Source organism: Deferribacterota bacterium, from assembly GCA_034189185.1.
GTDB lineage: Bacteria > Chrysiogenota > Deferribacteres > Deferribacterales > UBA228 > UBA228.
Genome location: JAXHVM010000004.1, coordinates 1 through 24551, shown reverse-complemented (window position 1 = coordinate 24551; position 24551 = coordinate 1). Strand labels below are relative to the sequence as shown.

The window sequence follows — 24551 nt, the reverse complement described above, 5'->3', positions numbered from 1 at the left end:
CTATAAAATTGGAGCAATTATTAGTGAAATTATACTCATTAACTTTATTAGTATATTTAAGGATGGTCCACTTGTATCCTTAAAGGGATCGCCCACAGTATCGCCTACAACAGCAGCCTTATGAGCCTCGCTACCCTTAGCTTCTCCTTTAACACTGCCATTTTCAATTGCCTTTTTTGCATTATCCCATGCACCACCTGCATTAGCCATAAGAAGAGCCATTAATACACCTGTTACAACTGCCCCTGCTAACATGCCCCCTAATGCATCTTTACCAATACCAAAACCAACAATAATTGGTGCAATAATTGCAATCAACCCAGGCAAAACCATCTCTTTTAATGCTGCCTTCGTAGAAATATCAACACAGGTTTTTGGATCAGGCTTAACACCAGGCTTGCCTTCTAATAAACCTGGTATTTCTCTAAACTGCCTCCTAATCTCTTCTACCATTTTACCTGCTGCTTTTCCAACAGAAGTCATCGTTAGTGCTGATATAAGTAGTGGTAAAAAGCCCCCAATAAACATACCTACAACAACCCTTGTTTGTGTAAGATCCACAACCTTTATATCAGCACTACTACTATAAGCTGCAAAAAGGGCTAAGGCAGTAAGAGCAGCTGAACTGATAGCAAATCCTTTCCCGATAGCTGCAGTAGTATTGCCAAGAGCATCTAAACTATCTGTTATATTTCTTACATCCTTTCCGAGGGCTGCCATCTCTGAAATGCCCCCTGCATTATCAGCTATTGGCCCATAGGCATCAACTGTCATGGTTACCCCAACAGTTGCAAGCATCCCAACAGCTGCTATACCTATACCATAAAGACCTGCTTGACTATTTGCAATAAGTATGGCTATGCAAATAACTATTACAGGTAAAACTGTAGATTCTAAACCCACTGCAAAGCCTTGTATAATATTTGTTGCAGGACCAGTTTTTGAGGCATTGGCAATTTTCATTATTGGCTTTGCTGAGGTATAGTACTCAGTTATTAATCCCACGAGAATACCAGCAATAGTACCTATTAGTATGGAATAGAAAACTCCAATACTAATACTATATAATTTTATAACAATTAATGCGCCAAACAAGAAAAGTATAGCTCCTACAAATGTTGAATACCTAAGAGCTAGTTGGGGATTTCTATTCTTTAAAACAAAAATTGAGAAAACCCCCACAAGGGATGCGAAAAGGCCAACGACAACAAGTAATAATGGCAAAAACATAAGGGTGGTACGCAAATGAAGCCCCCCCAAATTAGTTAACAAGGTATTACTTGCAGTTGAGGCAATTGCAATTGTTGCAATAATAGAACCTACATAAGATTCAAATATATCTGCCCCCATACCAGCAATATCGCCTACATTATCACCAACATTATCAGCTATAACCCCTGGATTTCTTGGGTCATCCTCTGGAATTCCAGCTTCAACCTTGCCAACTAAATCAGCACCTACATCTGCCGCTTTTGTATAAATTCCACCACCTACCCTTGCAAAGAGCGCTATTGAAGAAGCCCCCATTGCAAAGCCATTGATATATTTTGCATTTTCAATATCCCCAAAAAAGAGGTATATAATCCCAGCACCTAACAACCCAAGGCTTGCAACTGATAAACCCATAACAGAACCACCAGTATATGATATAACCAAGGCAGCACCTTGTCCTTTAGATCTTGCCCCTTCGGCAGTGCGTACATTTGCTTTTGTTGCAGCTTTCATGCCGAAAAAACCAGCTAATCCTGAACAAGTAGCACCTGTTATAAATGCTATGGCAGTTTTATAACCAAGGGATGGGGTTAAACATAATATAATAAACACTATAACTATAAATATGAATAGTATGCGATATTCTCTCAATAAAAAGGCTATAACACCTTCATTTATAAGCTTTGAGATTTCTTCCATTTTCTTATTGCCTACAGGTTGTTTTTTAATAAAACTATAGAGCAAAAAAGCAATGATTAAACCTAGAACACCAGTAATAGGTACTAGAATCCTTAAATCCATATATTTTAACCCCCTTATATATTTTTAGAGTAATTACTATAATATAAATATTTTAAATTTTCAATATATGAAATTATATCTAGTTTAATGTCTTGCCTATAGTAAATATAATTTGATACATAATAAAACTTAAAATTAATAAAACCCTAGATATATTATTAGATGTAACAATATAAATTATCTCTTTTTTGGAAAATATTGCAAAGAAAAAACCAATAATAGTTATAATAAAATATATTACAAAAGCTGTCAAAGTCATAAAAAAAACAGTAAGAAACACAATAATTGCGCTTATTAATAGAATTAAAAATAGAATTAAAATTATTTTTTTACTAACAAGCTCTACATACTTTTGAAATAATAGGCTAGCATTGTGTTTTTGCAAATCTAGATGATCAACATTTTTAGGTTTTAGCACTCTATTATAATCTACATTAAATAATAAAAAGATTAGAGCTAATATTAAAAATAAAATTGGAATAAATAACATATTACCGATTATTAAAGATAAATTATATTTAGATTGAATCAAAAAAAGTATTGACAGATTTGCCATTAAACCCTGTAAAAGTAGTAACAATCTTAATATTGTTAAAGTATTATATCTTTCTTCTTTAGTATAAAATCTATAAAGATTGTCACTTGGTAATAAATAAGATCCGCTATTAAGGCATTCATCAATCGTTATTAGAAAATACTTCATAATAAACACTAAATTAAAAAGGGCAAAGACAGTGCCAAATATTATAAAGCCGTATAATCCGCTAAAATAAAGGGCTATACCAATAAAAAAAGAAAATAAAGTAATAATATAAAAAAAATCTATATTTTTATCTTTAAAATAAAATTTATAATAAATATATAATAAAAAATTAAATAAAGCACCACATAAAATAGGTATAAATATTTTTATACTAATATAATTAAGTAATATAAATAATATAGAAGCAAGGAGAAACAAAGGTAAACATATTAAATAAAAATGAATTATATCATTATGATAAACTTTTCTTCCAATAGAAAAAAGTAACACATATATTACATAAAACACAGCCATAATAATTACTATACCAATGGGGAAGAAAGTGGTAATATCTATATTTTCAATATTACTCAAATTTATTATATTTCTTGTGGGAACAAAAATACCCAAAATAGTTGCACACGCTAAAATTACAGTAAAAGAGGAAAAAAACTCTAAAAGTACTCCATAAGAACTGTAAATTAACTTCTTAGTAAATTCTATATTTAGCTTAAATGAAATATTTTTTTTTATATACTTTGCAAGGAAGCAACAAAATAGAGCACTACCTATAATAAATAAAAAACTAACAAATAGAGAGCCATATAAAAAATATTCTAAAGAATTAGCTTTTTCCTGTTTAAACAGATAAAAACACAACAGAAAAATTACAGATGGTGCTATTAATATATATGACAAAGTAAGAAAGATTGGTGTAAGGTAGGCCTTTGGATAATTATTACTGCCATAAATTGTCCTTAGTAGATAACAATACATTGTCCTTTGGCTAAACAGTGGAATAAAAAGAGTTGTAAAGACCCCTATCGTAAAAGAAAGAATGATATTTATATTAAATTTTAAAATAATAATTAAGATAATAAAGGATACTATTGTTATAAATATTAATACTAAATATAAAGGTTTCGAAAAATACTCTATATTGTTTTTTGTTAACCTAGCAACCGCACTAAAGGTGTCAAAACGATATAACTCTTTTAATGAAAAGTAATATATAAGAATAATTAATAAAATTGATATTGAAATATAAAGCGCATATTCTAGCTCTATACTAGCTATTTCCATGAAAGTCTTTAAAATATTTTTTATTATAAATGCTCATACTCTTTGATAAACCATCTTTTATAAATGAAAAGGTTGCCTTTATAATAAATTCTAAATAAGATTTAAGATCATTTCTTTCCTCTTGTGTAAAACTACTTAAAACAAAATCAGCTGTATCATAAATATGCCGGGATGCAATACCACATTTTAGTCTAATAAAATTATTTCCAATGTTATCTATAACTGATTGCACACCCCTATGTCCACCTGAAGAACCATTTTTAATAAACTTAATATAGCCAAAAGGTATATCCTTATCATCATGAATAACTAACATATTATCTACTGATACATCTAAATGAGAGAACACTCTCTTAATGTAAACCCCGCTCTCATTCATATAACAATCTGGTATATACAAATATATTTTATGCCCAAATAAATATGTATAAAAAAAATGTTCTCTAGATAGGCGATATATCTTTAATTCTTTCAATAATAGCTCTAATACAAGCCTTCCAATATTATGTCTAGTATATCTATATTTTTCACCCTTGTTACCTAAACCGGTTATGAAATAATCCATTGGAATTAATCATTATCACTATCATAAAATAACGAGGTTATACTCTCTTTTTTATGAAGCCTAATTATGGCCTCTGCACATATTTTATCTATTGGCAATACAACAATCTTAGGAATCTGCAATTTCTCTTTTGAGGCCTCTATCGTATTAGTAATTACTAATTCTTCAATATCACTATTTAATATCCTCTCAATAGAAGGACCACTTAAAACCCCATGAGTGGCTGCAGCTATAACAGACTTAGCACCTTGCCTTTTTACAGCGCTTGCTGCTTCAGCTAATGTACCAGCAGTATCAACAATATCATCAATAATTATTATATTTTTATCTTTAACATCCCCAATAACATTCATTGCTCTTGCAGTATTAGGCCCTGTCCTTCTTTTGTCAATAATAGCAAGCGTAGTATTCAATTTTTTTGCATATGCTCTAGCCCTTGTCACCCCCCCTGAATCAGGGGATAAAACAACATAATTACTCCCACATTTTTTCTTAGAGATCAAATACTCAGTTATAATTGGTGTGGCATATAGGTTATCAACGGGTATATCAAAAAAACCTTGAATTTGACCTGCGTGTAAATCCATAGTTAATAGCCTGTCTAATCCTGCCTTGGTTAATAAGTTTGCAACTAATTTTGCACTAATTGCCATTCTAGGCTCTACTGTTCTATCTTGCCTGGCATATCCAAAATAAGGCATAACACCTGTGATTGAATTAGCCGATGCCCTTCTTAAGGCATCTATCATAATCATCATTTCCATTAGATGGGCCTCTGCTGGATTATTTGTTGATTGAATAAGAAAAACATCACGACCCCTTACTGATTCATTTATTTTAGCATAGATCTCACCATCACTAAATTTGCCAACTGTGGCATCACCAAGTCTTAAACCTAAAATTTGGACAATACTTCTAGACAATGTTAGATTTGAATTTCCGCTAAATATTAAAAATTCCATATTAACTGACATAGACAACCCCTTTTAAATATTTATTAATCTATAAAAATTGCACTCTCTAAATTTGTTTTTCATTAATCTATACCCCCTATTTAAATAATATTTAGAGGAAAAAATTCCGTAAACACAAGAACCACTCCCAGTAACTAACGCATTGTCAGCTCCACAATTTATTAACATATCCTTTAAATTTTTTAATAATGGGTATCTATCAAATATAGGTCTTTCCAAATCATTATACATTAAACCTATTAAATCTAAATAGTAATTTATTTTAAATTCTTTATTATTACTATATTGAATAAGCCCACTATTATATATATCCCTTGTAGAGATATCAAAGGGTGGTTTTATAAGCAGTATATTAAACTTAGGTAACAAGATATTTCTAGAGACATTCTCACCCTTGCCAGAGATTATCCTTGAACCCTTATATAAAAAATATATAGCATCGCTACTGATATCACTTAATATTTCCTTCTTATCATTTATAGTTAAGCCTAGATCAAACCACAGATCTAAAATATTTAAAAAAACTGCAGCATTACTACTGCCTCCACCCAACCCACTACCAAGGGGTATATTTTTATACAAATTAACCTCTATCGGGGGGATAGAATAAATTTTTTTTAATTTAGCATATACTTTATATATTAAATTATTTTTATCTTCTAATGATTTTATATTTGATTTTATTATAAAGGCATCTGCTTTTTCTACAGATATATAATCACAAAGCGAAACCCTTGTAAAAAGTGAATTTATATTGTGATAACCATCATCTCTTTTTGATAAAATATGCAAAAATAGATTAATCTTAGCATAACTAAAAGCTTTATACATAACTATATAAAATCAACGGTTAAAAATATTTCATTATTTTTATAAACTATTCTATCTAAGATGTTGTTATTATAATTATAATGAATGTAGCCTTCATCTAATTCTATCATGTAAATTAGATAGTTATTATTAACATAAATTTTCTCATTATTTTTACTAAAAAGATAATTATCACCCAAATTTATTAATCTATAACTTTCATCTGGCAACAACATTGGAATTGTGAATATCTTTACAATCTCTCTTATATGTTTATCATCAATAAGTGTGCCCAAAGCCTTTTCTAGATCTTTATCCCCTTCAACAAATATCCTATCATCTACAACCTTAATAGTCATGGCAGTCCTATTAAAGAGCCCTAAGATATTAAGTGTTATATTTCTGCAATTATTTACGATGATAGCATTGAACTCTTCATTAACCACATTATTTTTCAATATAACCTTTGCCTTTTTTCTATAACTACATATAGGTTTATTTAAGGATAATACCTTTGGTCTTATTCCGCTATTATCTAAATTATTATAATCTCTTTTCAGGAAGGATGTATTATTATGATAACATGAAATAAGTAGTGTAATAAAGATTATATAGCTATTTTTCGTTAATAATCTCATCAATTGTTTCATCACTGCCCATTGCCTTGAGTATTGAATTCATGTGCTTTACAAATTCCTCTTCACTAGGATTACTCCTTAAAGCCTTTTTTTGTAGTTTATATGCCTCCTTATATCTTTTCTGCTTGTATAAAACCCATGCAAGGCTATCAATATAGGCAGGGTTATCTGGATCTTTTTCTAAAGCTTTATTTATAAGCTTATAGGCCTCATCTAAATTTTTACCAAGCTCTGCATAAAGATAACCTAGAAAATTCAAAAATATTGGGTTTTCAGGCTCTAAAGCAAGAGCTTCTTTTAAAATATTTTCGCATTTATCATATTCTTTTTGCATCTCATATATACTTGCCAGCTCAAATAGCACTTCTAAGCTAGCTGGGTATTCTTTTTTGGCTTTTAAAAGTATATCCAAAGCATTATCTATCTTGTCCATCTTTTTATAAAGAAGTGATTTAATTAGATAGTAATCAACATCAATGCTTGCATTATCTATACTCTCTAGCATATCCTCTGCTTCTTCAAACTTTCCTTCATTTATATATGTTACAGCCAATCTTTTTTTTGCAAAGGCAAAATCCTTTCTAATCTCTAATGCCTTTAGGTAATATTCTTCTGCCCTTTTGTAGTTTTTATTAAGCTCACTTATAAAAGCGATAAAATATAGGGTTTGATAATCACTAGGTTGAATCTCCAATACCTTTTTGAAATATTCATAGGCCTTATCATATTTATTATTATTTAAATATAAAAAACCTATTTCTTTGAGTATCTTGGCTTTATTTTCATCATCAAGCTTGTCTATTATTGATGTAAACAGCTCAAGTGCCTTTTTATTTTCACCAGTTTCACTATATATTTCAGCTAATCTCTTTTTAGCTACTAATATATCACCAAAATCATCAATAACTTTTTTTAATAAGCCTATCGCTTCATCGTAATTTTTCTGTATTATATAGATCTCTGAAAGATTTAAATATGATTTTAAATGGTCTCCCACTTCTATAGCTTTCATATATTCTTTTTTTGCCTGTTCAAACATATTAAGCTTTGTATAGATAATACCCTTTCTATAGTGAAAGAGTGGGTTTTCATTCTTTTTTAATAGGCTATCATATACATCAAGGGCTTTCACATATTCGCCTATATTTTCATAACACTCAGCTGTAGCTAATAAGTATTTGGCATCTTTCTTTAAAGAAATAGCTTTTTCTAAATAAGATAGCGCCTCATTGCAATTATCATAGATTTTACCATATAAAATACCTAATTTAAAATACAGATCTGGATCTTTATGTTTTTTAATACCCTCTAACAAGATATTTTTTGCAGCTGTAAATCTACCTTGATTTATATATATGTTTGCTATAAGCCCTTTTATATGAGCGCTATCACTACTTTTATCTAATTTCTTAAAATATATTAGAGCCTTATCTAAATCACCAGAATTATATAGATAAGAAGCCTTAAGATAGTCTGAATATTGACTTTCACTCTCTGAATAACCAACACCTTTATATAAACAACCTGTTATGATTAATAAAAAAATTAATATATATCTCATTATTATACGAGCTGATCTAAATAACTAGTACTGAAATTGCCATCGCAAAAATTTTTATCAACAATTATCCTTTTATGTAGTGGTATTGTTGTATCAATCCCTTCAATAATAAACTCATCTAAGGACCTTTTCATCTTACTAATTGCATCTCTCCTAGTATTGTCAAAGGTAATAAGTTTAGCAATAAGTGAATCATAATAGGGCAAAACAATATAATCTTGATAACAGGTAGAGTCCACCCTAACACCAAAACCACCAGGTGCGTAATAGCCAGTAATCTTACCTGGAGACGGTCTAAATGTTTTAGGATCCTCTGCGTTTATCCTTACCTCTATGGCATGACCATTTATTTTGAGATCCTCTTGGTTATAAGGCAATCTTTCGCCTGCGGCAGCCATAATCTGCAACTTTAATAGGTCAACTGAGGTAATCATTTCTGTTACTGGGTGTTCAACTTGAATTCTTGTATTCATCTCCATAAAATAGAAATTTTTATTTTTATCAACTAGATACTCTATTGTACCACAGTTTTGGTAGCCTAAGCTCTTCATTGCTTTTACAGATGCTTCCCCCATGCTTTCTCTTAGTTTATCATCTACAAAAGGACTTGGCGCTTCTTCTAAAACCTTTTGATGTCTCCTCTGGATTGAGCATTCTCTCTCGAAAAAATGTACCACATTACCATAGTTATCACCAAATATTTGCACCTCAATATGTCTTGGATTCTCAATATATTTTTCTATATATACACTATCATCCCCAAAGGATTTTTTAGCTTCATATTTTGACATATTAAAAGCCTTGGTAAACCCATCCTTATCATATACAACCCTCATCCCTTTCCCACCACCACCAGCAGAGGCTTTAATCATCACAGGGTATCCTGTATCATTTGCTACTGCCAATCCTTCTTCCAAATTCCTAACAGCACTTTTGCTTCCAGGGACAACAGGTACACCTAATTTCTCCATAACTTCTTTTGCTTTTGATTTATTGCCCATTGTATCTATATGCTCAACCTTTGGCCCAATGAATCTAATATTGCACTCATTGCATATCCTTGCGAAATTAGCATTTTCTGCTAAGAAACCATATCCAGGATGTATTGCATCAGCCCCTGCTACCTCAGCTGCTGAGATTATATTTTTAATATTTAGATAACTCTCTGAGGCACTATATGGCCCAATACATATTGCCTCATCAGCAAATGCCACATGTAATGATTCATTATCAACCTGTGAATGAACAGCTACCGTTGCTATTCCAAGCTCTTTACAAGCCCTAATAATCCTTAAGGCTATCTCACCGCGGTTTGCTATTAGAATTTTATTAAACATAAATTTCACCTAAGTAAGGGGCTCTACAATAAATAAGGGCTGCCCAAATTCAACGGCTTCACCGTTTTTAACTAATCTTTTCAATATTTTACAATCAAATTCAGCCTCTAATTCATTCATTATTTTCATTGCCTCTATAATACACAAAGTTTGGCCTTTTCTAACAATATCACCCACCTTAACAAAAGGTTTTGCCCCCGGGGCTGGTGCTTCATAAAAAGTCCCAATTATAGGGGAGATAATGGTATAACCTTCTTCATCCTCTTTTTCTTTTTTTTCTTCAGCAGATGTTTTTTCCTCTAACTTTTTAGAAGAATCTTCTTTCTCTACTATTTTTTCTGCTACAACACCTTTATCAAAAGAAGTAGTATTTATAAATTTATTTTTTGACATATATATTCGGATATCACCGTTTTCAAGTTCAAATTCATCTAATTCTAATTTATTTACAAATTCAATCAAAGACTTCAACTCTTCTATATCCATAGATCACCTCATGAAATTTTAACTCGTTCAACATAATCTCCACTTCTCGTATCAACTTTTATAATATCCCCTTCATTTATAAAAAGAGGGACTTGTATTGTAGCTCCCGATGCAATCTTCGCAGGTTTTGTTCCTCCACTTACAGTATCTCCCTTTAGACCAGGCTCAGTTTTGACAACCTCAACATCAATAAAATTAGGAAGGATAACCCCAATAGGTTCACCATTATAAAACTGAATCGTAACATCAATGTTTTCTACTAGAAAAAGAGCACTATCACCTATTACTTCCTTTGATACCCTAAATTGTTCAAAACTTTCATTATCCATAAAATAGAAAAAATCCCCGTCATTATATAAGTAGTGTAATTCTTTTTCCTCAAAATTTGGTACATCTATTTTTTCATTTGATCTAAAAGTCTTTTCAATTACATTATTTGTTAACAAGCTTTTTAATTTTGTTCTAACTGTTGCTCCACCTCTGCCCATCTTTATATGTTGAAAATCAATTAATATGTAAGGCTCCCCTTTTACCTCAATCTTCATACCCTTCTTAAACTGGTTAGGTGTAATCATCTATATATCCTCCACATTAAAATAGATAGTGGATATGGACAATATCACACAATCTATATTTCTTCAAGCTCAAAATATTTTATAGCTAAAATATAAGATTTCAACCCAAAACCACATATTATACCAACTGCTATATCAGACAAAAAAGATCGCTGCCTAAAACTTTCTCTCTTAAAGACATTGCTAATATGAATCTCAACAAAGGGTTTGTTGATTGCAAGTAGAGCATCCCGTATAGCTATACTAGTGTGAGTATAAGCCCCTGCATTGATGATAATTCCATCAAAAGTATTTGCTTTTTGGATCTTTTCTACTATTTCACCCTCATAGTTCGATTGGTAAATATCTAGTTCAATATTCCGTTTTGCTGCATAATCCTTTAAGGTATTCTTTAATGAATTGTAGTTTAGCTCTCCATAGATGTTTATTTCTCTACTGCCTAAAAGATTAATATTAGGACCATTAATAATCAATAATCTCAAAGGATACCTCTTTCCCTCTTAATAGAGGCAATATTATCTAGCAATTTGTTAAGGGATTCTAGAGTCTTATCTCTAGTATCAACATCCTCATCTTTTTCCATATTTTCGCTATCTTCATTTAATATATTTGCTATCTCCTCATCATTTATTAAAAAATCATCCTTATCATTGCCTTCTAACGCCTCATCAACATTTTTGCTTTTTATAAGTAAGTTATTAATATCATTAACACTGTCCTGCAATTTACTAGCCTCTACGTCACTACTATTCTTAGATTCTTCACCATCATTTGACTCTTTTTGTTCCATATTATTATCAATATTTTTAAATATATCATCAAGTAGGCCATCAATGTCATTGTCAACACCACTAGTCTCTTTATCTTGATTCTCACTACTTAGAGCATTTTCATCTACCTGCTCTTTTTTTTCGAAATCAGCTAATATTGTTCTTAATTCCTCACTTTCTGGGGCTAGTTCATAGGCTTTTTTAAAATTTTCATAAGCCTTATCAGCATCATCTTTTTCTAAATATATATAACCAAGGAGTTTTAACGCTTTAAAATTGTTTGGATCTTTCTCTTTAACACTTTCTAATACCACTCTTGCCTCCTCAAACATCCCCTTCTTAAGAAAGGCTTCACCCAAAAGTGTTGCAAGGGGCATGTATGTGGGGTGCCTTTCTAAGCCCTTTTCGCAAACATCAATAACACTATCATATTTTGACAAATTCATATAAGCAAAAGCCAAGGGAAAATAATATTTAGAATCTGGCTCTAGCTCAACTTTTTTAGAAAAATAATCAATATCCCTTAGATATTTGTTTTTTACCTTATCCATTATTATTGGTAATCTTTAATAAATCCTCAACTTTTATACCTTCAATTATCTTCCCGCAACCAACCCTTGCAGGTAGTGAAAGGGTTAAAAAACCCTCTTTTGTTTTTTTATCTCTCTCTAAAGCATATTTAAATTTTTCTATGCTACTAAATTTATATTTTGTTTGAAAATCGTAAAGCCTTAATATATCTTCTAAAGTAGATAACACCCCATTATCAACAACACCTATATTATAACCATATCTGCACTCCAAAATCATCCCTATAGCGACAGCAAAACCATGTTTTATAGAATAGTTTGAATCAACTTCTATTGCATGCCCCAAGGTATGGCCAAAATTTAGTATCTGCCTTAAATTACTCTCTTTCTCATCCCTTTCTACTATATTAACCTTATGGCAAACTGTCTTTTTTATAATATCCTCTAACACCCTTTTATCTCTTTTCAAAATATAATTTGCCTTTTTGGTAATTATATTAACTAATTCCCTATCAAATAGAAAAGCCATTTTTATAATTTCTGCCAAACCATTCAGGTATTCATCATCACTTAAAGAGTCAATAAATTGAGTATCTATAATCACCTTTTTTGGCTGATAAAAAGTACCTATAATATTTTTTATATTTTTATAGTTAACACCTGTCTTGCCACCAACGGAGCTGTCAACCATAGATAAAAGGGTAGTTGCAATTTGAATAAAGGGAACACCTCTTAAATAGATAGATGCTGCAAAAGCTGCTACATCACCGGTTATACCCCCTCCAACTGCATAGATAGTCCCTTTCCTCTCTATCCTTTTCTCTAAAAGAAAATCTATAATTCTAAGAGTAGAATCTATAGTTTTACTCTCTTCATTTGCATACAATATGAAAATATTAGCTATATCTATATGTGAGAATATTTTTCTATAATTATTAAACACGTTGGCGTCAACAATATATACTGCATCCTTTTTTAAAAAAGGCATAAGTATATCCCTGCCTATATATATTTCATAACTCTCGCTAGGTCTCTGTAAATTAACTTTTATGCTTTCTCTCAAAAAAAGCCTCTTTTATTTCTTCTGCCACATCAGAGACTGTCAAGTCTGATGTATCAATTATATAATCACCTTTTGTATACAATCCTGCTCTAATATATAAAAGCCTTTTAATCTCATCTAATTTGGCATCACCAGAGAAATTTTTTAGCAGAGGCCTTGCCTCATCATTATAAATCCTATTATATATAACCTCTGGCCTAGCTATTAGGGTTACAACAAAACCGCTCTCCTTCATATATTCAATATTATATTTATTAACAACAATACCACCACCTGTTGAGACAACTTGTTCAGTTTTTTTTGACAATTTTTTTAAAACCTTTGACTCAATCTTTCTGAACGTATCCTCACCGTATTTAATAAAAATCTCTTCAATTGAACATTTTTTATAATCAACAATCACCTCATCAATATCCAAAAATGTCCAACCTAGTTTATCAGCAAGCACCTTCCCCACTGCAGTTTTTCCAACACCCATAAAACCAATAAGATATATATTATTCATTATTGTATTCATTATTATTGTATTCTTCTAAAAATTTTTTTAATTTAACGGCTGCTTTATATCTATGAGATATACTATTCTTTACATTAGGTGGCAATTCCGCAAAGCTTTTATTATCTATATAAAAAATTGGGTCATACCCAAAACCAAAATCACCTTTCTTTTTATCTCCAATATATCCTCTAATAATCCCATTAAATGTTTTAATAGTTTTTCCATTTTTTGCCAATGCAATAACACACTCAAAATAAGCTGTCCTTTTTTGGGCAGGTATTCCATCAAGCTCTGTTAAAAGCTTTGTAATATTATCATTATCATTTGCCTTTTCTCCTGCATATCTAGCAGAATATACACCTGGTCTTCCATTTAATATATCAACAAAAATTCCTGAATCATCAGCTATTACAAACCCGTCTATTAATGAAGAAAAGGCTTCTGCCTTAGCTTTTGCATTATCTATTAACGTCAAACCCTCTTCTTTAACAGCAATACTTTTATCTGCTACCTCATAAACAGAATTTACAGATATAGTATCCCCTAGAAGTTCTCTAAATTCCCTCAGTTTATTTTCATTACGTGTAGCTAGATATAGTTTTTTTATCACTTTAGTATGCTCCTTTCTAGCTCTAATATCGAAGCTATCCCTTTAAATCCAACATCCAACATACTATCTAACATTTCTTTGCTAAAGGGGGCTTTCTCTGCAGTTACTTGTATTTCAATAATATCGCTATTTTCGTTAGCAACAAGATTCAAATCAGCACTAACACACTGATCTTCTTTAAAATTTAAATCTAAGAGAACCTCATTATTATATATACCAACACTAACAGCAGCAATTAAAAACTTTATTGGATCTTCATCTATTATTTTTTTTTCTATTATTGATTTAATAGCTAAATTTAGTGCTATAAAACTGCCTGTAATAGAGGCTGTCCTTGTGCCCCCGTCAGCTTGTAATACATCACAATCTATTAAAATAGTTTTACCTTTGATCTTTGTTAAGTCAATTGATGCCCTTAAGGATCTTCCAATCAACCTTGAAATCTCTTGTGTTCTTCCAGAAAGCTTACCTTTTACAGATTCTCTTGTATTTCTAATATCTGTTGAGGCTGGCAACATTGCATATTCAGCTGTTAGCCAACCTGTCTCCTCTTCATTTAAAAAGGGTGGTACCCCATCGTTAATTGTAGCAGAGCATAAAACCTTTGTGTCTCCTTGCTCTATAAGTACTGATCCTTTTGGATATTTTATAAAACCTTCTATGACCCTAATTGTTCTTAAATCATCATTTGACCTGCCATCAATCCTCATTTATAACTCCTACCACTATCTTAATATTATCCCCTACTAACATCATTGGATAGCTTGTATCAATATGTTTATAAACCTTCTCTAATCCAATAATTTTAAAATATTTAACATTTTTTAAAAAGCTTTTAGCAGTTTTAAGGAGTAAAATCAAGCTTCTACTCTCACTAAAAGAGGTTAAATTCACTTTTCTATCTAATTTCAACTCTAAATGGATAATACATGCATTATTTTGAATATTAACATCCTTTATTGTGAAATTACTTAGCAGTTCACTATTAAAACTATCCTTTCTAGCTAAAGAAAGATAGTTATTTAAAACTTTTTTTAATGTTATCTCCTCGTTAGATGATTTCTTTATGAGACCAATCTTTACAACATTTGCCTCTCCTTTATTATCTAAAAAATAATATTCCGCAATGTTTATGTTAGAGAAAAAGTAGAAAAATAAAAAAAACAAAAATATGCTGATAATTAAAATCAGCATATTTTTATATATTGTCATAATTTAGTTATTTTATACTTTAAATTTTTCAACAATAACCTTAAGTTCTTCCACCTTCCTTTGTAAATCTGCTATTGTGTTTGTCACCTCTGTTATTGCCCTACTAGATTCTTCAATACCTGAAGCTATTACCTGTACATTGTCATTTGTTCTGCTAACAGTTGCTGCCTGCTCCTTAATTGAAGACTCAATCTGGCTTGAAGCATCAAAAACAGCATCATTCACACTTACAATATCCATAAATATCTTATTTGTGTCATCTACTGCTTTAACGCCCTCATCAACACTCTCTTTTGCCCTTAACATATTTTCATCAGCTTTTTCAGATTCTGCTTGTAAGGATTTAATAATATTGGCTATCTCTTTGGTTGAAGAAGTAGTTCTCTCAGCTAGCTTCCTAACCTCTTCAGCTACAACAGCAAAACCACGACCTGCTTCCCCTGCCCTAGCTGCCTCAATTGCAGCATTAAGTGCAAGTAGATTAGTTTGATCTGCTATATCGTTAATTACATTGAGTATGTTACCTATATGCATAGAGCTACTTAGAAGATTTTTAACAGTTCTTGAAAGGTTTTCTGTATTCTCATTTATAATATTTATTGTCTCTACTACCTTTTGCAATAACTTTCTACCCTCATATGTTTTATCCCTTGCACTCTCTACTTTTTCTTTAGTGTTTACAGCTGTCTCACTAACCTCAAATGAAGATGCAGACAACTCCTCCATAGCAGAGGCAACCTCTGAAATCTGCCCTGATTGTTCAGATGTTGTTCTAGCAACTTGCTCCATAGAAGAAGAGAGTTGATTATATGCAGAGCTAACATCAATCATATTTTCTCTTGTTGAGCCTATTATTTCTCTTATTGTGTCTATAAAATCATTAAAATATTTAGCAATTAAGCTAAGCTCATCATTTCTCTCTATAGTTAATTTCTTTGTTAAATCAGCTTCACGTGACTCTGAGATATCCCTAAATTTATTAATAAGATCCCAAATTCTTTTATTAAAAATCTTTTGAAATATGAAATACAATAAGGTTGCAAGTACAAACAAAAATATCAAAGACATAATAATAGTATTTTGTGTAAAACTCTTAGATAACATTGTAATCTCAGCTAAATCCTGATATCCGACAAAGTAATAGGTAGCTTGACTATTCTTAAGCACTAAAGGGAATATTAAAAACCTGTATTTACCTTCACCTTTAACGTCATAGATAAAATCATAATTACTATTATCAATCTTTTTAAATATCTCTTCTGGCTCAACTGGTAGCTCTAAAAACCCATTATCTCCTTTATTTCCTTTATTATAGATAATATTCCTATTTGAATCTAACAATAAAACTCTGCCAGTATCCCCTACACCTATAGTTGAAATATGGGATTTTACGTAATCACTAAGGCTTATTGTTATTGAGACTAATGCCCTGCCTTTAAATGCTTTAACAGGTAAAAGCACATCAATCAAAAAAGCATCAAGCTCTTTATTATATTCAGCTTGGCTTATATAGTAGCTATCACTTTTAAAATCCCTGTTCATAACCTCCCTGTGCGGAAATTCACTCCCAATATTTTTTTCAATATTTGATAAGATTATATCCCCTTTAGAAACAGCAATAGTCTTATTGTCTGTATATGTCTTAACTGGATTATCAGCCATATAGATTATAGAAAGTTCGATTATATCATTAAAGATATTGCTAAATCTATGTATATTATTAAAAGCTATAGTCGCCTTATCTACATCTTCAGGATCTTCTAAAAAATCAATAAATTCTTTACTTTTTGCAATAAGACTGATAACCCCTACTCTATCATCAAAATATGCTTTAATACTAGTATTTATTTCCTCATAAAGTTCCTTATATTCATCTTTATTGACTTTTAAGGCTAAATTAGTTCCTATCTCAATATTTATAAGTACCAATACGAACAAGAATACAATAGTAGCCAAAATAGTTATACCTATTGTTTGAATACTTAGCCTTCTAAATAGTGGTATTTTTTTCATTTACAGCTCCTATTTTATTAATTTTGAGATATCTTTAAATGAAGCATCCTTTGCATCCCCAACTAATATAAATAACAAAGACTCAAGGGGCAAAATATTTGCTCCTTTAAGGGACAGAAAATTTAAAGCCCTTTCACGATTTTTTAAATTTCTTGATATAACCGCATCACTTATAATAGTAACTAAAAAACTATTATATATTAGGTCAAGGGCAGTTTGTAAAACACAAATATGCGCCTCCATGCCACTTATTACAATATGTCTTCTACAGCTTTTATTTAAAGCATTAACAAACTTTTTTTCTCTATAACATGAAAAGGCTGTTTTCTCGATAGGTTCTCCTTTAAGGAGCACTCTTAACTCTTCTACCGTTTGCCCAAGACCTTTTGTATATTGTTGTGTATATATAACAGGTAAACTGGTTATATTAGCTGCCTTTAAAAAGATTTCCGCATTTTTTCTAACTTTTACAATCTCATCACAATCCATTACATTGGCTAATTTTTCTTGAAAATCAATTAATAGAAACAGCGTATCACCTTTAAGAAAATCCATAATAACCCCTTAAATCTTGATAATTTTAATATTATATTATAATATATAGTTAATCAATATCAATGAAAACAAAAATGAAGGGTAGTCTATGAGTAAATTTAAAGAAGTATCATTGGGAGAATGGAAAAAAAAGGCGGAAAAAGAGTTAAAGAATCGCCCTCTTGATTCAACCTATAGTAATTTTTATGAAAAAGTGGATGTTAAGCCTCTATATACAAAAGCGGATCTAGAAAAATTAAAATATATAGATAGTTTACCTGGTTTTCCACCATTTATTAGAGGTGTTTATGCAACTATGTATACAAATAGACCTTGGACAATAAGACAATATGCTGGGTTTGGATCTGTAGAGGAAACAAATGAATTCTATAAGAAATGCTTAAACTCTGGTCAACAAGGCCTGTCTGTTGCCTTTGATCTGCCAACACATAGGGGGTACGACTCAGACCATCCAAGAAGCCTGTTAGATGTAGGCAAAGCAGGTGTAGCAATAGACAGTGTTGAGGATATGAAAATTCTATTTAGGGATATACCTTTAGATAAAATATCTGTTTCAATGACAATGAATGGTGCAGTAACACCTATATTAGCTTTTTTCATAGTAGCTGCTGAAGAAAGTGGGGTTACACAGGATAAACTCTCTGGAACTATTCAAAATGATATCCTTAAGGAATTTATGGTTAGAAACACCTATATCTATCCTCCCAAAGATTCAATGAGAATAGTTGGCGATATTATTGAATATACCGCAAAAAATATGCCTAGATTTAACTCAATATCAATTAGCGGATATCATATACAAGAGGCAGGTGGTGATCCCATTATTGAGTTAGCTTATACTATAGCTGACGGTATGGAATACGTTAGATATGCCTTAAATAGGGGTTTAAGTATTGATGAGTTTGCTCCTAGACTCTCTTTCTTCTTTGGTATTGGAATGAACTTTTTCTTTGAAATAGCAAAATTAAGAGCTGCCCGTTTGCTGTGGGCTGATAAAATGAGCTATTATGAACCAAAAAATGAAAAATCGATGATGTTACGAACACACTGTCAAACTTCTGGTTGGTCATTAACAGCAGTAGATCCATACAATAATATAATAAGAACAACTATTGAGGCATTGGCTGGAGTCTTAGGGGGTACCCAATCATTACATACCAACTCCTTTGATGAGGCACTAAGCTTACCTACTGAATTTTCAGCAAGTATTGCAAGGAACACTCAGTTAATTCTACAGGAAGAAACAAATATATGTAAAGAGATTGACCCTCTAGGAGGCTCTTATTTTATAGAATATTTAACAAATGAAATATACAAACAAGCCAATATACTTATTGATGAGATAGAAGAATTGGGTGGTATGACTAAAGCGATAGAGGAAGGATTGCCGAAAATGAAGATTGAAGAAGCTGCCGCAAAGAGACAAGCCTTAATAGAGAAAGGAGAAGAGATAATTGTAGGTATTAATAAATATAAGACAGGCTCTGATGAGGATGTAGAGATATTAGAAATAGATAACAAAAAGGTGTTAAATGCCCAAATTGAAAGGATAAAAAAAGTAAAAGAAAAAAGGGATGGAAAAAAATTAACAAAATCATTAGAAAGGCTTGAAATAGCAGCAAAAGAGGGCCACAATCTTCTAGAGGCAGCAATAGATGCAGCAAGGGAGAGGGCAACCTTAGGTGAAATTAGTAGTACCCTAGAAAAGGTATTTGGAAGATATACCGCACAAATTAGAATACAAAATGGACAGTTTAGCAGTATTTTTAAAGATGATGAATGCTTCATGAATATTAAAAAAGATGTTGACAATTTTGCAAAAGAGGAAGGCAGAAGACCCCGTATATTAGTTGCAAAAATAGGTCAAGACGGACATGATAGAGGAGCAAAAGTAATTGCATCGGCGTTCTCTGACTTAGGCTTTGATGTTGACATGGCACCACTTTTTTCAACACCAAAAGAAATTGCTAAGATGGCTATTGAAAATGATGTGCATGTTATAGGTGTTTCAACATTAGCAGGTGCACATAAAGAAATCGCTAATTCGTTAATTGAAGAGCTCAAAAAATTTAATATTAAAGATTTTAAAGAGGACATATTAATCGTCATGGGCGGCATTATTCCAAAAAAAGATTATGATTATCTAAAAAAGATAGGTGTTATATCAATATTTGGTCCAGGAGCACCAATATTAGATGCAGCTGAAGAAATAATAGAAAATCTATGCAAAAAGAGGCACTATGCCTCTAATGAATGAATCATCTTTGATTGATTTAATATTAAAAGGTGACCTTAGGGCATTATCAAAAGCAATTACTTTAATAGAAAGTAAAAGGGAAGATCACAGAAAATATGCAGATAAGATAATATCTAAAATATACAAATATACAGGTAATTCAGTAAGATATGGTATAACAGGACCACCCGGTGTTGGTAAAAGCACTTTTATTGACAGGTTTGGTTCTATGCTTGCAAAAAAAGGTGATAAAATTGCTGTACTTGCAGTTGATCCCTCCTCCCATATCTCAGGGGGTAGTATACTTGGCGACAAAACAAGGATGGAAGAGCTGTCTAAACTAGACAATGTGTATATAAGACCCTCTCCAAGCTCAACATCTCTTGGGGGCGTCACCTACAACACAAGGGAGGCAATATTCTTGTGCGAAGCAGCAGGTTATAACAGAGTCATTATTGAAACTGTGGGCACGGGGCAATCTGAGATTAATATAGCAAATATGGTTGATATAATAATTTTGTTGCAATTGCCTAATGCAGGCGATGACTTACAAGGGATAAAAAAAGGTATTATTGAAATTGCTGATATTATAGCCATAAATAAGGTTTCAGGTAATAATATAACAAAGGCTAAAAATTCAAAAAAATACTTAGAGTTTGCCCTATCAATCACAAAATCTAAGTATAGCAATTGGAGTGTTCCTATCTTATTGATAGATGCACTAGAAAATAAAGGCATAGATTCGCTACTTGCTAAGAGTAATGAATTTATATCCTTTCTAAAAGAAGAAAATCTTTTTTCAAAAAACAGAAAATTGCAGAACATAAAATGGTTTGATGATCTAATTGAATCAAAACTAAAGATGTTTTTTTTCAACAATAAAGTTATTAAAGAAATGTATAATAAGTATAGAGAAATGATTCTAAATGGGGAATTAACCCCAAGCAAGGCTGCCGAAATACTTTTTTCTTCCTTCATTAAATAGGTTTTTCTTTTTTTTGTTTAAATATTTTTTTATTTAAAATTAAATATTTATTTAAAATAATTATTTGACTTTTTATTTTTCTATGTTATAAGAATATAATTCTTTCTAAATTAGAATTATATTTAGTTTAGGATTAGGAGAATTTTATGAATATTTTAAAAACAACCAGATTTTTTACAACATTTATTGTATTGCTTTTTATATTCATTGGAAATATATATGCCGAAGATGATGAAAATACCCCTAAAATCCCAGTAAAGGTTTACAAGATAAAAATGCAAGATGTTAACCCACCTGAAAAAGAGGTGGGTCACGTCGAATCTATAGAATCAGTAGAAATAATGGCACGTGTAGAAGGTTATATAGAAAAGGTTAATTTTAAAGAGGGTGATTTTATAAAAAAAGGGAGTCTACTCTATATAATTGAGCAACCGCCATACAAAGCTAGATTGGATGCAGCAAAAGCAGAGGTAAAACAAGCAAAGGCAGAGCTTTTCAAGGCAGAGACAAAGCTTAAGAGACTTAAAAGTGCAAGGCCAGAAAGTGTGCCACAAACTGATATAGATGATGCTATAGCAAATAGAGATTTAGCTGCTGGCAGGCTTGAACAAGCAAAAGCAAACCTAGATACTGCATCAATCAATTACGGTTATACTACAATTTATGCCCCTATAACAGGTAGGATTGGAAAAACCACATATACCAAAGGTAACCTTGTTGGACCAAGCTCAGAACCACTTGCTGAATTAAAACAAATGGATCCCATTAGGGTAGTATTCTCGATCAGCGAAAATAATATATCAATAATAAGAAATGCCTTAAAGGATATGGAGTCAAAAGACTCTAAAAAAATCTTATCCCCTGAGATAGCATTTTCAGATGGCACAAAATATCCCTATAAAGGCATTATTGATTTTGTTGACAACAAGGTAGATCCAAGAACTGGAACAATCGCTATTTGGACAAAATATAATAACCCAGACCACCTACTTGTTCCAGGGGAGTATGTTAATGTATTTATAAAACTATCGAAACCAGAATACAAACCACTTGTCCCCCAAAGAGCTGTTCAGATTGACAATGAAGGCTCTTTTGTCCTTGTTGTAAACGAAAAAAATGTTGTTGAAATAAGAAGAATCGAAACAGGTAAAACAATAGAAGATAAGTGGATTGTTGAAAAGGGCTTAGAAGAGGGTGATAGAGTTATTGTTGAAGGGATACTTAAAGTAAAGCCAGGCGATCCTGTTAATGTTATAACCGATGATAATAAAAAAATTTAGTCTACAAGGATTATTAAATGTTTTCTAAAATATTCATTGAAAGACCTAGATTAGCAACAGTCATATCAGTAATTATTACCATGGCTGGAATTATCGCTATTTTCAATATACCTGTAGCTGAGTTCCCACAAATAACACCACCAGTTGTTAGAGTCTCTACTGTATACCCAGGAGCAAATGCCGAAGTTGTTAGGGATACAGTTGCAGCACCTATCGAACAAGAAGTAAATGGTGTTGAGAATATGTTATATATGGAATCATCAAGCTCTAACAATGGCAGTTATGAGCTAACTGTTACATTTGAAATTGGTACAAATCCTGATATAAACCAAGTAAATGTACAAAATAGGGTTCAACTTGCCGAACCCCAGCTGCCACAAGAGGTGCTTGATCAGGGTATTGATGTAAGAAGGCGTTCAACTGACATGCTAGGTGTTATTACATTTGTTTCTCCAAATAATACATACGATAGAGTATTTATGACAAACTATTTAACAAGAACTGTTAAAGACAGTTTAGTTAGAATTGCTGGGGTTAATGATGTTTTTATATTTGGAGAATTTGATTATAGTATGAGAATCTGGCTTAAACCAGATAAATTAAGAGCACTCAACCTAAGTGAGGATGAAGTAATAGATGCAATTCAATCCCAAAATTTGCAAGCAACAATCGGTTATATGGGAACTGTACCCGCTGTTCCAGGACAAGAAGTTCAATATGTTCTAAGAGCAAAAGGGAGACTCACTGAAGCAGAGGAATTTGAGGATATTGTAGTTAGATCAAATGAGCAAGGTGGTCTTGTAAGGCTTAAGGATATAGCAAGAATAGAATTGGACAGCAAAGAATACAGCCCAATAGCTTTTAAGAATGGGCAGCCCACAGTAGGTATGGCAGTATACAGATCTAGTGAGGCAAATGCTGTTCTTACAATGAATGAAGTAAGAGCCCAATTAAAAGATCTAAAAGAGATAATGCCAGGGGATATAGAGTACGAAATAATCTATGATACAACAGACTACGTAAGAGAAGCTATTAGTGAAATTGTGTTTACTCTATTTTTTACCTTTTTACTTGTTGTCTTAGTAATATTTATATTTTTACAAGATTGGCGTGCAACCCTTATACCTACTGCTGCTATACCAGTATCTATTATTGGCACATTTGCATTCCTTTTAGCCCTCGGTTTTTCAGCTAACACAGTAGTTTTATTTGCATTGATTTTGGCAATTGGATTAGTTGTTGATGATGCAATAGTTGTTGTTGAAAATGTGCATAGACTAATTGAAGAAGGTTTGGACCCAAAAGCTGCCAGCATAAAAGCAATGGACCAAGTAACTGGTCCGATTGTTGCAACAACACTCGTTTTACTTGCAGTTTTTGTCCCCATTGCATTTATGCCAGGCATAGTTGGTCAACTATATAAACAGTTTGGGGTTACAATCTGCGTATCTGTTGTAATTTCAGCAATAAATTCGTTAACCTTAAGCCCTGCTCTCTGTTCTATATTTTTAAGAAAAACTAAACTAACTACAAAGGGACCCTTTGGGTGGTTTAACAGATATATGGATTTCTCTAGAAGATTATATGGAAAATGGGTTGCATGGCTTCTCAGGCGCATTGCTGTCCCTGCCTTTATTTTTATATCTGTCTTATTGAGCACGTGGTACCTCACAGAAATTATACCATCAAGCTTTCTTCCTGAAGAGGACAGGGGTGGTTTTTTTAATGATGTTAAATTACCTGAAGGTGCATCACTTGAGAGAACACAAATGGTACTAGATAATGTCACAAATATATTACTAAATATAAAAGGAGTAGATGATGTTTTAGCAGTTAGTGGCTTTAGCTTGCTCAGCGGCCAAGCAGAAAATGTTGGTTTTGCTATAGCCTCTTTAGAGCCATGGGACGAAAGAAAAAGCTCTGATCAACATATAAAATCAATAATATATAAGGCTAATAATAAATACAAACCAATCCTAAGTGCAAACATATTCCCTTTCATGCCACCACCAAT

Annotated in this window: 23 protein-coding genes; 4 read left to right on the top strand and 19 right to left on the bottom strand. The window is 31.8% G+C overall.

What is annotated here, in order from left to right; genetic code table 11:
- The 19 genes from SVN78_00675 to SVN78_00585 form a co-directional block, all read right to left on the bottom strand.
- Complete coding sequence (locus SVN78_00675; GenBank protein MDY6820119.1) at positions 1 to 2013, bottom strand: sodium-translocating pyrophosphatase; 2013 nt, start codon at positions 2011 to 2013, stop codon at positions 1 to 3.
- Positions 2014 to 2092: 79 nt separating this feature from the next.
- Entirely contained in the window at positions 2093 to 3838 is a 1746-nt protein-coding gene (locus tag SVN78_00670; GenBank protein ID MDY6820118.1) for a hypothetical protein, read from the bottom strand.
- The gene (gene pth, locus SVN78_00665) at positions 3825 to 4403 is read right to left on the bottom strand and encodes an aminoacyl-tRNA hydrolase (protein ID MDY6820117.1); all 579 of its coding nucleotides are present in this window, start codon (positions 4401 to 4403) and stop codon (positions 3825 to 3827) included. Before pth ends, SVN78_00670 begins: the two co-directional genes overlap by 14 nt.
- A 5-nt stretch (positions 4404 to 4408) precedes the next feature.
- The gene (locus tag SVN78_00660) at positions 4409 to 5377 is read right to left on the bottom strand and encodes a ribose-phosphate pyrophosphokinase (protein ID MDY6820116.1); all 969 of its coding nucleotides are present in this window, start codon (positions 5375 to 5377) and stop codon (positions 4409 to 4411) included.
- 12 nt (positions 5378 to 5389) lie between these two features.
- Positions 5390 to 6208 (bottom strand): 4-(cytidine 5'-diphospho)-2-C-methyl-D-erythritol kinase, encoded by an 819-nt coding sequence (gene ispE / locus SVN78_00655; protein MDY6820115.1) that lies wholly within the window; start codon positions 6206 to 6208, stop codon positions 5390 to 5392.
- A 2-nt stretch (positions 6209 to 6210) separates the two neighbouring features.
- Positions 6211 to 6837, bottom strand: a complete 627-nt coding sequence (locus SVN78_00650; GenBank protein MDY6820114.1) for a hypothetical protein — start codon at positions 6835 to 6837, stop codon at positions 6211 to 6213.
- A complete protein-coding gene (locus tag SVN78_00645) occupies positions 6803 to 8386 on the bottom strand; it encodes a tetratricopeptide repeat protein (GenBank protein MDY6820113.1) in 1584 nt (527 codons plus the stop codon). The genes SVN78_00650 and SVN78_00645 overlap by 35 nt, the downstream gene beginning before the upstream one ends.
- A 2-nt stretch (positions 8387 to 8388) precedes the next feature.
- Entirely contained in the window at positions 8389 to 9723 is a 1335-nt protein-coding gene (accC, locus tag SVN78_00640) for an acetyl-CoA carboxylase biotin carboxylase subunit (protein MDY6820112.1), read from the bottom strand.
- A 9-nt stretch (positions 9724 to 9732) separates the two neighbouring features.
- Positions 9733 to 10209, bottom strand: coding sequence for an acetyl-CoA carboxylase biotin carboxyl carrier protein (gene accB, locus SVN78_00635; GenBank protein MDY6820111.1), 477 nt, complete (start codon positions 10207 to 10209; stop codon positions 9733 to 9735).
- A gap of 8 nt (positions 10210 to 10217) precedes the next feature.
- Positions 10218 to 10784: an elongation factor P gene (efp, locus tag SVN78_00630; protein MDY6820110.1), complete on the bottom strand. Its 567-nt coding sequence runs from the start codon at positions 10782 to 10784 to the stop codon at positions 10218 to 10220.
- Between the two features lie 53 nt (positions 10785 to 10837).
- A complete protein-coding gene (gene aroQ / locus SVN78_00625; GenBank protein ID MDY6820109.1) occupies positions 10838 to 11266 on the bottom strand; it encodes a type II 3-dehydroquinate dehydratase in 429 nt (142 codons plus the stop codon).
- A complete protein-coding gene (locus SVN78_00620) occupies positions 11263 to 12105 on the bottom strand; it encodes a hypothetical protein (protein MDY6820108.1) in 843 nt (280 codons plus the stop codon). Before SVN78_00620 ends, aroQ begins: the two co-directional genes overlap by 4 nt.
- Positions 12098 to 13147: a 3-dehydroquinate synthase gene (gene aroB / locus SVN78_00615; GenBank protein ID MDY6820107.1), complete on the bottom strand. Its 1050-nt coding sequence runs from the start codon at positions 13145 to 13147 to the stop codon at positions 12098 to 12100. The genes SVN78_00620 and aroB overlap by 8 nt, the downstream gene beginning before the upstream one ends.
- Positions 13125 to 13652 (bottom strand): shikimate kinase, encoded by a 528-nt coding sequence (locus SVN78_00610; protein ID MDY6820106.1) that lies wholly within the window; start codon positions 13650 to 13652, stop codon positions 13125 to 13127. The genes aroB and SVN78_00610 overlap by 23 nt, the downstream gene beginning before the upstream one ends.
- Positions 13645 to 14256, bottom strand: a complete 612-nt coding sequence (gene rdgB, locus SVN78_00605) for an RdgB/HAM1 family non-canonical purine NTP pyrophosphatase (protein ID MDY6820105.1) — start codon at positions 14254 to 14256, stop codon at positions 13645 to 13647. The genes SVN78_00610 and rdgB overlap by 8 nt, the downstream gene beginning before the upstream one ends.
- Entirely contained in the window at positions 14253 to 14966 is a 714-nt protein-coding gene (rph, locus tag SVN78_00600) for a ribonuclease PH (GenBank protein ID MDY6820104.1), read from the bottom strand. Before rph ends, rdgB begins: the two co-directional genes overlap by 4 nt.
- On the bottom strand, positions 14956 to 15468 hold the full coding sequence (locus tag SVN78_00595; GenBank protein MDY6820103.1) for a hypothetical protein: 513 nt from the start codon (positions 15466 to 15468) through the stop codon (positions 14956 to 14958). The genes rph and SVN78_00595 overlap by 11 nt, the downstream gene beginning before the upstream one ends.
- Before the next feature lie 12 nt (positions 15469 to 15480).
- On the bottom strand, positions 15481 to 17481 hold the full coding sequence (locus SVN78_00590) for a methyl-accepting chemotaxis protein (protein ID MDY6820102.1): 2001 nt from the start codon (positions 17479 to 17481) through the stop codon (positions 15481 to 15483).
- A 9-nt stretch (positions 17482 to 17490) separates the two neighbouring features.
- Positions 17491 to 18036 carry an isochorismatase family protein gene (locus tag SVN78_00585; protein ID MDY6820101.1) on the bottom strand — a complete coding sequence of 182 codons (546 nt, stop codon included), beginning with the start codon at positions 18034 to 18036 and terminating at the stop codon, positions 17491 to 17493.
- 88 nt (positions 18037 to 18124) lie between these two features.
- Here SVN78_00585 and scpA point away from each other — a divergent pair, with 88 nt between their 5' ends.
- The 4 genes from scpA to SVN78_00565 all read left to right on the top strand — a co-directional run.
- A complete protein-coding gene (gene scpA, locus SVN78_00580) occupies positions 18125 to 20293 on the top strand; it encodes a methylmalonyl-CoA mutase (protein ID MDY6820100.1) in 2169 nt (722 codons plus the stop codon).
- Positions 20286 to 21257: a methylmalonyl Co-A mutase-associated GTPase MeaB gene (gene meaB / locus SVN78_00575; protein ID MDY6820099.1), complete on the top strand. Its 972-nt coding sequence runs from the start codon at positions 20286 to 20288 to the stop codon at positions 21255 to 21257. Before scpA ends, meaB begins: the two co-directional genes overlap by 8 nt.
- Positions 21258 to 21403: 146 nt before the next feature.
- On the top strand, positions 21404 to 22537 hold the full coding sequence (locus SVN78_00570; GenBank protein ID MDY6820098.1) for an efflux RND transporter periplasmic adaptor subunit: 1134 nt from the start codon (positions 21404 to 21406) through the stop codon (positions 22535 to 22537).
- A 17-nt stretch (positions 22538 to 22554) separates the two neighbouring features.
- Positions 22555 to 24551: efflux RND transporter permease subunit (locus tag SVN78_00565; protein MDY6820097.1), on the top strand; the 1997-nt coding region annotated here is incomplete at its 3' end.

Excerpts from the sequence above, each read along its gene's own strand:
- ispE (MDY6820115.1), bottom strand. The coding sequence starts at position 6,208 with ATGTATAAAGCTTTTAGTTATGCTAAGATTAATCTATTTTTGCATATT.
- rph (MDY6820104.1), bottom strand. The coding sequence starts at position 14,966 with ATGAGGATTGATGGCAGGTCAAATGATGATTTAAGAACAATTAGGGTC.
- SVN78_00660 (MDY6820116.1), bottom strand. The coding sequence starts at position 5,377 with ATGTCAGTTAATATGGAATTTTTAATATTTAGCGGAAATTCAAATCTA.
- SVN78_00595 (MDY6820103.1), bottom strand. The coding sequence starts at position 15,468 with ATGACAATATATAAAAATATGCTGATTTTAATTATCAGCATATTTTTG.
- efp (MDY6820110.1), bottom strand. The coding sequence starts at position 10,784 with ATGATTACACCTAACCAGTTTAAGAAGGGTATGAAGATTGAGGTAAAA.
- pth (MDY6820117.1), bottom strand. The coding sequence starts at position 4,403 with ATGGATTATTTCATAACCGGTTTAGGTAACAAGGGTGAAAAATATAGA.
- accB (MDY6820111.1), bottom strand. The coding sequence starts at position 10,209 with ATGGATATAGAAGAGTTGAAGTCTTTGATTGAATTTGTAAATAAATTA.
- accC (MDY6820112.1), bottom strand. The coding sequence starts at position 9,723 with ATGTTTAATAAAATTCTAATAGCAAACCGCGGTGAGATAGCCTTAAGG.
- SVN78_00620 (MDY6820108.1), bottom strand. The coding sequence starts at position 12,105 with ATGGATAAGGTAAAAAACAAATATCTAAGGGATATTGATTATTTTTCT.
- SVN78_00610 (MDY6820106.1), bottom strand. The coding sequence starts at position 13,652 with ATGAATAATATATATCTTATTGGTTTTATGGGTGTTGGAAAAACTGCA.
- SVN78_00670 (MDY6820118.1), bottom strand. The coding sequence starts at position 3,838 with ATGGAAATAGCTAGTATAGAGCTAGAATATGCGCTTTATATTTCAATA.
- SVN78_00650 (MDY6820114.1), bottom strand. The coding sequence starts at position 6,837 with ATGAAACAATTGATGAGATTATTAACGAAAAATAGCTATATAATCTTT.
- SVN78_00590 (MDY6820102.1), bottom strand. The coding sequence starts at position 17,481 with ATGAAAAAAATACCACTATTTAGAAGGCTAAGTATTCAAACAATAGGT.
- SVN78_00645 (MDY6820113.1), bottom strand. The coding sequence starts at position 8,386 with ATGAGATATATATTAATTTTTTTATTAATCATAACAGGTTGTTTATAT.
- SVN78_00570 (MDY6820098.1), top strand. The coding sequence starts at position 21,404 with ATGAATATTTTAAAAACAACCAGATTTTTTACAACATTTATTGTATTG.
- scpA (MDY6820100.1), top strand. The coding sequence starts at position 18,125 with ATGAGTAAATTTAAAGAAGTATCATTGGGAGAATGGAAAAAAAAGGCG.
- SVN78_00675 (MDY6820119.1), bottom strand. The coding sequence starts at position 2,013 with ATGGATTTAAGGATTCTAGTACCTATTACTGGTGTTCTAGGTTTAATC.
- SVN78_00585 (MDY6820101.1), bottom strand. The coding sequence starts at position 18,036 with ATGGATTTTCTTAAAGGTGATACGCTGTTTCTATTAATTGATTTTCAA.
- meaB (MDY6820099.1), top strand. The coding sequence starts at position 20,286 with ATGAATGAATCATCTTTGATTGATTTAATATTAAAAGGTGACCTTAGG.